The organism is Rhizobium leguminosarum bv. viciae USDA 2370, assembly GCF_002008365.1.
Lineage (GTDB): Bacteria > Pseudomonadota > Alphaproteobacteria > Rhizobiales > Rhizobiaceae > Rhizobium > Rhizobium leguminosarum.
Genome location: NZ_MRDL01000059.1, coordinates 450,533 through 463,385, shown reverse-complemented (window position 1 = coordinate 463,385; position 12,853 = coordinate 450,533). Strand labels below are relative to the sequence as shown.

Annotated in this window: 9 protein-coding genes; 8 read left to right on the top strand and 1 reads right to left on the bottom strand. The window is 59.3% G+C overall.

Annotated features, from left to right (window positions below):
* Nucleotides 1-131: 131 nt before the first annotated feature.
* The 3 genes from arcA to arcC are packed head-to-tail and all read left to right on the top strand — an operon-like array spanning nucleotide 132 to nucleotide 3,345.
* Nucleotides 132-1,361 (top strand): arginine deiminase, encoded by a 1,230-nt coding sequence (gene arcA, locus BS629_RS36255; protein WP_018516608.1) that lies wholly within the window; start codon nucleotides 132-134, stop codon nucleotides 1,359-1,361.
* Between the two features lie 39 nt (nucleotides 1,362-1,400).
* Complete coding sequence (locus BS629_RS36250) at nucleotides 1,401-2,405, top strand: ornithine carbamoyltransferase (protein ID WP_018245781.1); 1,005 nt, start codon at nucleotides 1,401-1,403, stop codon at nucleotides 2,403-2,405.
* Nucleotide 2,406: 1 nt separating this feature from the next.
* Nucleotides 2,407-3,345 carry a carbamate kinase gene (gene arcC / locus BS629_RS36245; RefSeq protein WP_018245780.1) on the top strand — a complete coding sequence of 313 codons (939 nt, stop codon included), beginning with the start codon at nucleotides 2,407-2,409 and terminating at the stop codon, nucleotides 3,343-3,345.
* A gap of 28 nt (nucleotides 3,346-3,373) precedes the next feature.
* Here the strand turns inward: arcC and BS629_RS36240 are convergent, their stop codons facing one another.
* Nucleotides 3,374-4,735 carry an amino acid permease gene (locus BS629_RS36240; protein ID WP_018245779.1) on the bottom strand — a complete coding sequence of 454 codons (1,362 nt, stop codon included), beginning with the start codon at nucleotides 4,733-4,735 and terminating at the stop codon, nucleotides 3,374-3,376.
* Nucleotides 4,736-5,095: 360 nt separating this feature from the next.
* Here BS629_RS36240 and BS629_RS36235 point away from each other — a divergent pair, with 360 nt between their 5' ends.
* From BS629_RS36235 to potE, 5 genes are all read left to right on the top strand, one after another.
* On the top strand, nucleotides 5,096-5,452 hold the full coding sequence (locus BS629_RS36235) for a hypothetical protein (protein ID WP_370090923.1): 357 nt from the start codon (nucleotides 5,096-5,098) through the stop codon (nucleotides 5,450-5,452).
* 319 nt (nucleotides 5,453-5,771) lie between these two features.
* A complete protein-coding gene (locus BS629_RS36230) occupies nucleotides 5,772-6,698 on the top strand; it encodes a cation diffusion facilitator family transporter (protein ID WP_018245777.1) in 927 nt (308 codons plus the stop codon).
* A 149-nt stretch (nucleotides 6,699-6,847) separates the two neighbouring features.
* Nucleotides 6,848-9,109: an arginine/lysine/ornithine decarboxylase gene (locus BS629_RS36225; RefSeq protein WP_018245776.1), complete on the top strand. Its 2,262-nt coding sequence runs from the start codon at nucleotides 6,848-6,850 to the stop codon at nucleotides 9,107-9,109.
* Complete coding sequence (gene speC / locus BS629_RS36220; protein ID WP_018516610.1) at nucleotides 9,106-11,493, top strand: ornithine decarboxylase; 2,388 nt, start codon at nucleotides 9,106-9,108, stop codon at nucleotides 11,491-11,493. The genes BS629_RS36225 and speC overlap by 4 nt, the downstream gene beginning before the upstream one ends.
* A complete protein-coding gene (gene potE / locus BS629_RS36215; protein ID WP_018245774.1) occupies nucleotides 11,490-12,842 on the top strand; it encodes a putrescine-ornithine antiporter in 1,353 nt (450 codons plus the stop codon). The genes speC and potE overlap by 4 nt, the downstream gene beginning before the upstream one ends.
* The last annotated feature ends 11 nt before the right edge of the window (nucleotides 12,843-12,853 follow it).

Sequence of the window (12,853 nt, the reverse complement as noted above, 5' to 3'; positions counted from 1 at the left end):
TTGAATGTGCCCAATCGCAGGATGCTGCAGCGCACCTTGTCTGCGATCAATGACATGACCGGCCAAAATCGTTTGATTGTGTTCAAAGAGCCGGCGGCGCGGCCGCTATACGAAAGACCGGGGAGGACCGCATGCGTGGTTTTGGTGTTCATTCCGAGGTTGGAAAGCTGAGAACCGTCATGGTGTGCCGACCGTCTCTGGCACATCAGCGGCTGACGCCTGCAAACTGCCACGATCTGCTTTTTGACGACGTCCTATGGGTCCATGAGGCACAGAAGGATCATTATGATTTTGTCCTGAAAATGCAGGAGAGAGGTGTCGAGGTTTTAGAACTCCACGATATGCTCGGTCAGGCGCTCGCTAACAAGCAGGCGCGAGACTTCATATTGGATCGGCGCATCACCCCGAATGTGCTCGGCTCGCAGATCGCCGAGGCGATGCGGCCATGGCTTGACGAAATGCCGGCCACGCAGCTTGCCGCATTTATGATCGGCGGGATCGCGATTTCCGACCTGCCGGATGTCAAGGCAAAGTCGCTGATGCTCAGCGCCTTGCAGGAAACGGAGTTTGTCATCCCGCCGATTCCCAATACCTTGTTCCAGCGTGATCCGTCCTGCTGGATTTACGGCGGTGTGACCTGCAACCCGATGTTCTGGCCAGCAAGACGCGCCGAGACGCTGATCCAGCGCGCGATCTACAAGTTTCACCCGATCTTTCTCGGGAGCGATTTCCGGATCTGGTGGGGTGATTCAGACGGCCAGTTTGCCAATGCCTCCATGGAGGGTGGCGACGTCATGCCGATCGGGAACGGCACTGTCCTAATCGGCATGGGCGAGCGCACCACCTATCAGGCAGTCGGCCAAGTGGCGCAGGCCCTGTTCAGGGGCAATGCCGTGAAGCGGGTGATCGCCTGTCTGATGCCGAAGAGCCGCGCGGCAATGCATCTCGATACCGTTTTCAGTTTCTGCGATCGCGATGTCGTTACGCTGTTTGCCGAGGTTGTCGATCAGATCCGCTGCTACAGCATGTATCCCAAGGATGATGAGGGCACATTCGAGATTCATCCCGAAAATCGCCCGATGCTCGACGTCGTCAGCGAAGCGCTCGATTTGCCGCAGCTGCGCATAGTCGAGACCGGCGGCAATTCCTATCAGGCCGAACGAGAACAATGGGACGACGGCAACAATGTCGTTGCGCTCGAGCCCGGCGTGGTCGTCGCTTACGACCGCAACACGTACACGAATACGCTTCTGCGCAAAGCAGGCGTTGAGGTCATCACCATTCGCGGCTCCGAACTCGGCCGCGGCCGCGGCGGCGGGCACTGCATGACATGCCCGATATGGCGCGACCCCGCATACTGACACATCGCATCCACGAAACAGCCTCGACGGAGCAAGACAATGAGCTTCAATCTGCGCAATCGTTCACTTCTGACCGTGCAGGACTACACCCCGCGGGAATTCCGATACCTTCTCGATCTCGCCCGCGACCTCAAGCGCGCCAAATATGCCCGCACCGAGCAAGAGCACCTGAAAGGCAAGGAAATCTGTCTGATTTTCGAGAAAACCTCCACGCGCACCAGATGCGCCTTCGAAGTTGCCTGTTCGGATCAGGGCGCCAACGTGACCTATCTTGATCCGTCCGGTTCGCAGATCGGGCACAAGGAATCCTTCAAGGACACTGCCCGCGTTCTCGGCCGCATGTTTGATGCCATCGAATATCGCGGAGCTGCGCAGCAGGGCGTGGAGACACTCGCCCGTTTTGCAGGCGTGCCGGTCTATAACGGTCTGACGGATGAATACCATCCAACGCAGATGCTGGCCGACGTGATGACCATGCGCGAGCACAGCGACAAGCCGATTGCGGACATCAAGTATGCCTATGTGGGCGACACGCGCTCGAACATGGGGCACTCGCTGCTGATCGTCGGGTGCCTGGTGGGAATGGATGTGCGCATCTGCGGCCCGAAATCGCTCTGGCCGTCCCGGGAGTACATGAAAATCGCCGAGGACCTGAAGGAGAAATCCGGTGCGCGCCTGCTCGTTACCGACGACCCCAAGGAGGCCGTGCAAGGTGTCGATTTCATTCACACGGATGTCTGGGTCTCGATGGGCGAGCCGAAGGACGTCTGGCGCGAACGCATCAAATTGTTGACGCCTTACCAGGTCAACGACGCCTTGATGAAGGCAACGGGCAATTTTCAGACGAAGTTCATGCATTGCCTGCCGGCATACCACGATACCGAGACGACGTTGGGCAAGCAGATTGCCGAGGACTACGGCATGAGCAACGGCCTCGAAGTGACCAATGACGTCTTCGAGTCCGAAGCCAATATCGCCTTCGAGCAGGCCGAAAACCGCCTGCACACAATCAAGGCGCTGCTTGTCGCCACTCTGGGAGACTAAAATGCGTGTGGTTATTGCGCTTGGCGGCAATGCCCTTCTCCGGCGTGGAGAGGCCATGACCGCGGATGTCCAGCGGCGGAATGCGCGCATCGCTGCGGAAGCGATCGCGCCGTTGGCGGCCGAACATGAGTTGATCATAACCCACGGCAACGGGCCTCAGGTCGGGCTGCTCGCGCTTCAGGGCGCGGCCTACAAGCCTGACGAGGCCTATCCGCTCGATGTGCTGGGGGCGGAAACCGAGGGCATGATCGGCTACATGCTGGAACAAGAACTCGGCAATTTGCTGCCGTTCGAGCAGCCACTGGCAACGCTTCTGACGATGGTCGAGGTCGATGCCGACGATCCGGGCTTCAGCAACCCGACCAAGTTCGTCGGCCCGATCTATGAGAAGGCGGATGCCGAGCGCATCCGCACGGAGAAGGGCTGGGTGTTCAAGCAGGATGGTGAAAAGTGGCGGCGTGTGGTCGCATCACCGCTGCCGAAGCGCATCTTTGAGGTCCGTCCGGTGCGGTGGCTGCTGGAGCAGCGGACGATCGTCATTTGTGCCGGCGGCGGTGGTATCCCGACGATGTACGAAAAAGGCAGCGACCGGAAGCTCATCGGCGTCGAAGCCGTGATCGACAAGGATTTGTGCTCAGAACTTTTGGCGCGCGAACTTGATGCCGACCTCCTCATCCTGGCAACAGACGCCCAGGCCGTCTGCACGGACTGGGGCAAGCCGTCTCAGAAGTCCATCCATAAAGCCCGGCCTGACGATCTCAGGCAATTTTCCTTCCCGGCCGGTTCGATGGGCCCGAAGGTCGATGCCGCCTGCCATTTTGCTCAGGCCAGCGGAAAGAGCACGGCAATCGGCGCCCTGGCGGATATAGCTGCCATGGTGCGCGGCGAGCGCGGAACGATCATCAGCAGTGGTTTCACCGGCCTGAGCTGGTACGCTTGAGGGCGACGCAGGTTTCAATGTGAAATTATCAGGATACGGCCGGGTGTGTCGCAGCACCCGCTGCCGTTTCTTCACTGTCCACCTGCATGGCGGACGTGTTTCTTCTCTGCCAGACGTAAACCGGGATCCCAAGCATGAGCAGAACGAGACCATAGAGGACCGGCTCGGCGCCGGACCCATAGAGCGTGAATATCGCGAAAATGAAGGCGATGAGCTCGATTGCGGTGACGCGCGGCATTCGTCGCTCCTTGGTCACACCGGCTGCTACAAGGCTTCCGGCCAGCGAGCAGAAGGCATAGGGGACGACGGCAGTCATGGTGCTCAGCCCGACCATGAGCCGATAGACCGCAGCAAAACCCTCCGACCCGAAAGCTTGAACGAGCACCAGCATGGTCGCAAATGATGCCGAGACAATCATGCCAACCGCCGGGACGCCCCGGCTCGAGAGCCGTGCGAACAGGGGAGGGAAGAGCCCGTCCCGGGCAGCAGCCATCGGAACCTGCCCCATCAGCAGCGTCCAGCCGTTCAGGGCGCCGATCGATGACAGCAAGACTGCGACCGATATTGCCAGTTCCCCGCCGCGCCCCCACATGATCCCCGCAGCTTCGGAAAACGGCGCGACGGAATGCACGAGCTGTTCCCGGGGCACGACACCAAGGACGACGATGGTGCCCAGCACATAAAGAGCCGCAGCGATGGAAATTCCGAGAACGGTCGAGCGGGGAATGGTTCGTCTCGCGTCCCGAACATCGCCAGCGGGAACTGTTGCTGATTCCAGCCCGAGATAAGCAAACATGGTCAGCGGCGCCAAGGCCGCGACCGACTTTAGCAGCGGCTGGCCGCTGGGGTTGAACTCCGCGAAATGGGAGGTGTCGATGAAGAGAAGACCGATGATAGCGACAGCGCCAAAGGGCATGAGCTTGGCATAGGTGGTAACCTGCGCAAACAGGGCCGCCGCATGAACGCCGCGAAGATTGACCAGCACGATCGCCCATATCACCCCAAGCGTCAGCAATGTCGCTGCGAGGCGGTTGGCAAAAGCGGGAACGAGATCGATCATCACGCCGGCGAAGGCGATGGCGATCACGGGAAGCGATGTCCAAATGGAAATCCAGTAGCCCCAGGCAATGAGGAAGCCGGCAAAATCGCCGTAGGCCAGCCGTGTGTAGGCGTAGGGGCCACCGACAGCCGGCACGAGACTGGCAAGCCGCGCGAATGTGAGGCCGAGACAGATCGCGCCGGCTCCCATGACGATCCAGACGACGATGGCGAGATTGCCGTAGGGCGCTACTGCGGCCGGCGAGAGATAGAAGCCCGAACCCACCATGTTTCCGACCACGATGGCAGTACAGGCGGCCAGTCCGAGGCTCTTGCCATTCGGAGTTGTCATGAAGTCTCCTCCCGCGAAGGCCGGTGCTCATGGCTCCGTTGGACCGCCATTGCCCAGCGCGATCTTCCCTCCAAAGACTTGGCGCTGCAATCCGGTTCAATGCGTAGTCGACGAGCGTTGCGCACGTTCCGGATAAGGATCACCCCGGTCGACGATCTGGCGCAGCCCGTCTCCCTTAAATTCCTCGCTGAAACTGGATTGTCAGTCGGCCACCTTGCCTCATTGTAAGAGGAAGGTGTCCGTAAATCACGTAACTATTCAGGGTGTTTGCTCGAACACTATTGATCACACTCAATGCGAGGCTCTTGGGCATAAGATATCTTGCGACTGAGGATCATTTTGTTCTTGGGAGTTAGAACGATGAAAATGGCCATGATCATTGGGATTGTCGCATTGACTGCTGCCGGTATCGTTCCGGTTCAAGCCCAGCAGGATCGACGCGAATACCGAAGAATGAACTGGAGTGAGAGTTTGCCTGAGGCGGTGCGGACCTATCATAGCAAAAGGTTCACGATTGTAAGCTACAGAATCGCAGATTTTTCAGAGACTGGCGCACACCCTCGGGCGGGGAGTGCGGAGCATGTCGCAGCCATCAGAGCCGCAGTTCGGTCGAACAAATGGCTTGTGGCGCAGCTCAAGGCCAAAAAGCTCACGCCAAATGATATTGAGTGGGTAACGCGAGCGCGCAATGGCAACATGACTTTCTATGTGGAATAACCGAAATCTGCGCCGGCCATGCCTCCAAATGTCGAGCCGGGGCAGATCGCCCCGGCTCTCATGATGTTCAGGCAATGATCGCGAGATTGCCGCAGGGCGCGATCGCGGCCCGCCATTCGACGAGGTTGTCACGAAGCCTCCGGGGCTTCCTCCCCAGTGTCTATAGCTCCTTCGGACAGTCATTCCAGGGCGCGAACCTCCATCCAAAGAATAGAAAATCCGGTTCACTCCGTAGTCGGCGATTGTCTCGAATGCCTTCACGATTGGCGCGGACACGCTAGAGTGAGCGCGAGGCGTGTGGGCTGCGCGGGAGGTGGCGATGTGGAACGAACAAGGGTTTCTACGCATTTCGATTGCGGCCACCATCGTGATTGCCGCGCTCGGCATCATCTTCGGCATCCTTTCAGGCTCGTTCTCCATCGCCTTTGATGGGGTCTATTCGCTGGCTGACGCTGCAATGACCGGGCTTGCGCTGTCGGTTTCGAGCCTGATCGTGAAATCGGCGCAGCGCGATGCGCTGTCGCGCAGAGTTCACAACCGCTTCACCATGGGTTTCTGGCACCTTGAGCCGATCGTCCTCATGCTCAACGGCTGCGTGCTGATGACGGTCGCGGTCTACGCGCTGATCAATGCGATTATCAGCATCCTCAATGGCGGACACGAACTCCGTTTCGGCATTGCCATCGCATATTCCGCCACGACGGTGCTCATCTGTGTCGTCATGGCCATCATCGGCATCAGGCTGAACCGCAAACTGAAATCCGATTTCATCTCACTCGATATCAAGGCCTGGATCATGTCGGGCGGTATCTCGTTCGCCCTGCTCATAGCATTTCTGATTGGCTTCGCCGTGCAGCCGACGCCCGTCGCTTGGGTTGCCAAGTACATGGATCCCTTCGTGCTGGCCCTGGTCTGCCTTGTAATGATCCCGCTGCCGATCGGCACGGTCTGGAAGGCACTGACCGAAGTCCTGTTGATTGCACCTGTCGAGCTCAAGGATCATGTCGATCATGTCGCCTCAGAAACGGTTCGCCGTCTCGGCTTCCTTTCCTACCGCGCCTATGTCGCCCGCGTCGGTCGAGCGACGCAGATAGAGCTCTACTTCATCGTGCCCGAGGGACTTCCTGCGAAGACGGTCGAGGAATGGGATGCGCTTCGCGACGAAATCGGTGCCGCAATCGGGGATGAAAGCGCAAACCGCTGGCTCACCATCGCCTTTACCGCCGATGCGGAATGGGCCGAATAGTTCGTGGTTTTGCTCTGCCCAATGGCATTTTGCTCCCACGTTGATTGCAATCAACGACGCCTATGCGCCTGGTGTGTACGATCTTTTCACCCATGATGACGGTGGCTGCGCGGCGGCCGCTGCATTGAACATCGGGTCTGGAGGGGCGCATGGAGTTCCAAAAGGCATTTCCCATTGCCGTCATCGACGAGGATTTTGAGGGCAAGAGTGCTGCAGGGCGCGGGATGCGCGATCTGGCAGCGGCGATCGAAAACGAGGGGTTCCGTGTTGTTTCCGGCGTCTCCTACGAGGACGCGCGTCGCCTGGTACATATTTTCAATACGGAATCTTGCTGGCTGATTTCCGTCGACGGCACTGAGGACAAAGCCTCGCGTTGGAAGGTGCTGGAAGAGGTTCTAAGCGCAAAGCGCCAGAAGAACGACCGGATGCCGATCTTCCTTTTCGGGGACGACACGACGGCGGAGGATGTTCCGGCCACAGTGTTGCGCCACGCTAACGCTTTCATGCGGCTATTCGAGGATTCGGCAGAGTTCATGGCGCGGGCCATCGTGCAGGCTGCCCGCAATTACCTCGATCGGCTGCCGCCACCGATGTTCAAGGCTCTGATGAAGTATACGCTCGAGGGAGCATATTCCTGGCACACGCCCGGTCATGGCGGAGGAATCGCCTTCCGCAAAAGCCCGGTTGGTCAGCTCTTCTACACGTTCTTCGGTGAAAACACGCTCCGCTCCGATATCTCCGTATCGGTCGGCAGCGTCGGTTCGTTGCTGGATCACGTCGGGCCGATCGCCGAGGGCGAGCGCAACGCGGCGCGCATTTTCGGTACCGACGAAACGCTGTTCGTCGTCGGCGGCACGTCGACCGCGAACAAGATCGTCTGGCACGGCATGGTCGGACGCGGCGATCTCGTGCTTTGCGACCGCAATTGCCACAAGTCCATCCTGCATTCGCTGATCATGACGGGCGCAACGCCGATCTACCTGACGCCGTCCCGCAACGGGCTCGGCATTATCGGCCCGATTTCGAAGGACCAGTTTACGCCGGAGGCTATCGCCCAGAAAATCGCTGCGAGCCGGTACGCCGGCGAAACCAGCGGCAAGGTCCGATTGATGGTCATCACCAATTCGACCTATGACGGGCTCTGCTACAACGTCGATGCCATCAAAGCATCGCTTGGCGATGCGGTCGAGGTGCTGCACTTCGACGAGGCCTGGTACGCCTACGCGAATTTCCATGAGTTCTACGACGGCTTTCACGGAATCTCATCCACCCAGCCTGCGCGCTCGCAGAACGCCATTACCTTTGCGACGCAGTCGACGCACAAGCTGCTGGCGGCTCTTTCGCAGGCATCGATGATCCACATCCAGCATGCAGAGAACAAGCGCCTGGATGTCACGCGCTTCAACGAAGCCTTCATGATGCACACCTCGACCTCGCCGCAGTACGGCATCATTGCCTCCTGCGATGTCGCGGCGGCCATGATGGAGCAGCCGGCCGGGCGCTCCCTGGTGCAAGAGACGATCGACGAAGCAATCAGTTTCCGCCGTGCGATGAACGCGGTCAGGAAGCAGATGAACGGAAGCTGGTGGTTCGATGTGTGGGAACCGACCGTCGCCGAGCAGACGCCGAGCGATACCCATGCCGAATGGGTTCTGAAGCCCGGTGATGCCTGGCATGGTTTTGAAGGCCTTGCCGAAAATCATGTGATGGTCGATCCCATCAAGGTCACGATCCTTTCACCGGGATTATCGGCGAACGGCACCATGCAGGAACACGGGATCCCGGCCGGCGTCATCACGAAGTTCCTTTCCTCGCGCCGCATCGAAATCGAGAAGACCGGCCTCTATTCCTTCCTTGTCCTTTTCTCGATGGGAATTACGCGTGGCAAGTGGAGCACGCTTGTCACCGAACTGATCAATTTCAAGGATCTCTACGACGCCAACGCTCCGCTGACGCGGGCATTGCCGGCTCTCGCCGCAGCACATCCCGAGGCCTATGCCGGCATGGGATTGCGAGATCTATGCGAAAGCATCCACGCGATCTACCGCAAGGATGACGTGCCGAAGGCGCAGCGCGAGATGTACACCGTGCTGCCCGACATGGCGCTGCGGCCCGCAGACGCCTACGATCACCTCGTCAAAGGGCGGATCGAGAGCGTCGAGATCGACAACCTCATGAACCGCGTCCTTGCCGTGATGATCGTTCCTTATCCGCCGGGCATTCCATTGATCATGCCAGGTGAACGGATCACGGAATCGACGAAGTCGATCCAGGACTACCTGCTCTATGCCCGTGAATTCGACCGGAAGTTTCCCGGTTTCGAAACCGATATTCACGGCCTACGATTCACAGCCGGCGACAAGGGGCGTCGGTACCTCGTCGATTGTGTTGCAGAGGGACGGCCACAATGATCCCGCGTGATGTGAAGTCTCCGACCGTTGCCATCCCGTTTCACAAGATGCTGAAGGTGGTGGCGGTCGTCGATCGCGACGACCCGCAGGTGCAGGAGTTGTTGACGCAGATCGCTTCGGAGAATTTCGAGGTGGAACTGAGGTATGATTATTCCGCCGACGTGTCCGAGGATGCCTCCGTCGGAGCCTATATCGGCTCGGTCGAAGGCGGGCGCCTGGCGGGTGCGCGTTCCTTCCTTCGCTCCGTCCGGGACGTTGGATTTCGCACTCCCGTCTGGGCGATGGCCGATACCTTGACCATCGCGGACCTGGACGTTGTGGAAATGGCTGGCGAGGTGGACGGTTTCATCTATCTCGGGCAGCAGACACCGGCCTTCTACGCCAAGCAGATCATCTCCAGCCTGGTCAATTACGGCAAGTCGCTGCTGCCACCGTTCTTCGGAGGCATGATGGCCTATGACGGCGAGGCCAATATCGCCTTCGATTGCCCCGGCCACCAGGGCGGGCAGTTCTATCGGAAGTCGCCCGCGGGGCAGCTCTTCTTCAAGTATTTCGGGGAGGGCATTTTCCGCAATGATCTTTGCAATGCAGATGTGGATCTTGGTGATCTGCTGATCCATGAAGGGCCTGCGGCCGAGGCCCAGAAGCAGGCGGCGCGCATCTTTGGCGCGGATCGCACCTATTTCATCCTGAACGGAACCAGCACCTCCAACAAGGTTGTTGCTAACGCGGTGCTGCGGAGCGGCGATCTCGTGCTCTTCGACCGCAACAATCACAAGTCCCTTCACCAGGGTGCGCTTGTGCAGGCTGGTGCTATTCCCATCTACCTGCCAACGGCCCGCAACTCCTTCGGCATGATTGGTGCGGTCGATTGGGAGGCTTGGGACGAAGGTTGGTTGCGGCAGAAGATTGCCGCGCATCCGCTCGTTGCCGACAAAGGCCGCGCCAATGCCGAGAGACCCTTTCGTCTCGCCTGCATCCAGCTCGCCACCTATGACGGCACCATCTACAATGTGCGCCAGGTGATGGAGAAGATCGGTCATCTCTGCGACTACGTTCTCTGGGACGAAGCCTGGATCGGTTACAATGCCTTTCATCCGCTCTTTGAGGGGCACAGTCCCATGCGCCTCGAGGACCTGCGGCCTGACATGCCGGGATTGTTCTCGACGCAGTCGGTACATAAGCAGGGCGCCGGCTTTTCACAGGCCTCGCAGATCCACAAACGCGACGAACATATCCGCGGCCAACGCAGGTTCGTTGAGCACAAGCGCTTCAATGAATCGCTGCTGATGCATGTGTCAACCTCTCCCTTCTATCCGCTCTTCGCCTCGCTTGACGTCAACGCCAAGGTGCATGAGGGCAAGGCGGGCGAAATGCTCTGGGATCGTTGTATCGAACTCGGGATCGAGGTTCGCAAGAAGCTGCGCGGCTTCGTCAAGCATTATGAAACCAAGGGTGGAAGTCCCGAAGAGCAGTGGTTCTTCGATCCCTTCGTGCCGGACAAGATCTCGGTGTCCGGTTCAAAGCATACGAGCGACCTCGCTGAGACACCCTGGGAAGATATCCCCACCGATGTGCTCAAGCGCGAGCAGCAGTGCTGGCGGTTCGACCCGGAGGCAAAATGGCATGGCTACGCCGGCTATGCGCCCGGCTACACCATGGTCGATCCCAACAAGCTCACGCTGCTGACGCCCGGCATCGACCGGGAGACCGGCGAATATCGCGAGTTCGGAATTCCGGCGACCGTGGTCGCCAACTATCTGCGCGAGCAGCGGGTCGTGCCGGAGAAATGCGATCTCAACAGCCTGCTTTTCCTGCTCACGCCGGCAGAAGATGAGAGCAAGCTGAATACGCTGGTTGCCAAGCTGGTGAAGTTCAAGAACCTCTGGGATCGCGACGCGCCTCTACAGGAGGTTCTGCCGACGGTGTTTGCGGCCAATCGCGAGCGTTATGCGGGCTACACGGTGCGGCAGGTCTGCCGGGAGATGCATTCGTTCTATCGCGATGCGGGCGTCAAGGGCCTGCAGCGCCTGTGCTTCCGCTCGGAGAGTTTTCCGGAACCGGCAATTTCGCCGAAACAGGCCTATGAAGCGCTGGTGGCCAACAATGTCGACTATGTGCCGCTTGTTGAAGCCGCTGGCCGGATCTCGGCGACGCTGGCACTGATCTATCCGCCAGGCATCGGAGTGATCGTGCCGGGAGAGCGGTGGGACGAAAGGGCGCGGCCGATGCGCGATTATTTCCTGGCTTTCGAAGAGTCCTTCAATCGCTTCCCGGGCTTCAACTACGAAGTCCAGGGCGTATTCCAGGAACGGATCGATGGGCGGATCAAGTTCTATACGTACGTCGTGCGCGAGCAGGGGGACGGGAGGATCTCATCATGACCGACAACACAATGCATCTCGCGAGTGAGGCCACGGCCAAGAAAAAGATGAACCTGGTGCAACTCACCTTCATCGTCGCGGTCAATATGATGGGTTCAGGCATCATCATGCTGCCTGCCAACATGGCGCAGGTGGGTGCGATCTCGCTGCTCTCCTGGCTTGTGACCGCCATCGGCTCGATGGCGATAGCCTATGGGTTCGCTCAGGCCGGGATCTTCAACCAGCGGCCGGGGGGCATGTCGGCCTATGCGGAGGACGCCTATGGGAAGGACGGCTTTTTCCTGGTGTTCTTTCTGTATTTTCTGTCGCTTGCCATCGGCAATGTCGCGATCGGCATCTCTGCGGTGGGCTACCTCGCGGGCTTCTTTCCCGTCTTGACCTCGACGCCGATCATGACATGTCTGGCGCTGATCGTACTTCTCTGGCTGACGACTGCGGCAAATTTCGGAGGGCCTCGCATCACCGGGCGTATTGGTTCAATCACGGTTTGGGGTGTGATCATTCCAGTGGGGTTGCTCTCGATCATCGGGTGGCTGTGGTTCAGTTCAAGCACCTTCGCCGCCGCCTGGAATCCGAAGGGACTGTCGCTCGGCCAAGGAATGGGATCGAGCATATCGCTGACGCTCTGGGCCTTCCTCGGGATGGAGTCGGCTGCGCAGAATTCGGATGCCGTTGAGAACCCGAAGCGCGACGTGCCGCTTGCCTGCATGTTCGGCACACTTGGCGCCGCCGTCATCTACATCCTGTCGACGACGGTCATTCAGGGCATCGTGCCGAACGCAGAACTTGCGGCCTCGACCGGGCCGTTCGCGCTGGCCTATGCCACCATGTTCAACCCGACGATCGGCTCGATCATCATGGCGCTCGCAGTCCTTGCCTGTCTCGGTTCGCTCCTGGGCTGGCAGTTCACGATCGCGCAGACCGCGCGCACCGCCGCGGAGGGGCGAATGTTCCCCGCCGTATTCTCACGTGTGAACGAGATGGGCGCACCGGTAAAGGGGATGATCATTCTCGGCGTCGTGCAGACATGTCTTGCCCTGATGACCATTTCTCCGACGCTCAGCGAACAGTTTTCCGCTCTGGTCAATCTCGCGGTGGTAACCAACGTGCTGCCCTATATCATCGCACTCTCGGCCCTGTTCGTCATCATGAAGGCGGCGGGCGTGCCGCAGGCGAAGTACAGGCTGAACGCCGCCGTCTGCATCATCGGTATGCTCTACAGCGTGTTCGCTATCTACGCTTCCGGCAAGGATGCGGTGATGGGTGGAATGCTGGTAACAGGTATCAGCTTCATAATTTATGGCCTGATCGCACCGCGCTTCGCCGTGAACCGTGCGCCGGCCGAGTAGCAAAGGAGGAA

Excerpts from the sequence above, each read along its gene's own strand:
- arcA (WP_018516608.1), top strand. The coding sequence starts at position 132 with ATGCGTGGTTTTGGTGTTCATTCCGAGGTTGGAAAGCTGAGAACCGTC.
- BS629_RS36250 (WP_018245781.1), top strand. The coding sequence starts at position 1,401 with ATGAGCTTCAATCTGCGCAATCGTTCACTTCTGACCGTGCAGGACTAC.
- arcC (WP_018245780.1), top strand. The coding sequence starts at position 2,407 with ATGCGTGTGGTTATTGCGCTTGGCGGCAATGCCCTTCTCCGGCGTGGA.
- BS629_RS36240 (WP_018245779.1), bottom strand. The coding sequence starts at position 4,735 with ATGACAACTCCGAATGGCAAGAGCCTCGGACTGGCCGCCTGTACTGCC.
- BS629_RS36235 (WP_370090923.1), top strand. The coding sequence starts at position 5,096 with ATGAAAATGGCCATGATCATTGGGATTGTCGCATTGACTGCTGCCGGT.
- BS629_RS36230 (WP_018245777.1), top strand. The coding sequence starts at position 5,772 with ATGTGGAACGAACAAGGGTTTCTACGCATTTCGATTGCGGCCACCATC.
- BS629_RS36225 (WP_018245776.1), top strand. The coding sequence starts at position 6,848 with ATGGAGTTCCAAAAGGCATTTCCCATTGCCGTCATCGACGAGGATTTT.
- speC (WP_018516610.1), top strand. The coding sequence starts at position 9,106 with ATGATCCCGCGTGATGTGAAGTCTCCGACCGTTGCCATCCCGTTTCAC.
- potE (WP_018245774.1), top strand. The coding sequence starts at position 11,490 with ATGACCGACAACACAATGCATCTCGCGAGTGAGGCCACGGCCAAGAAA.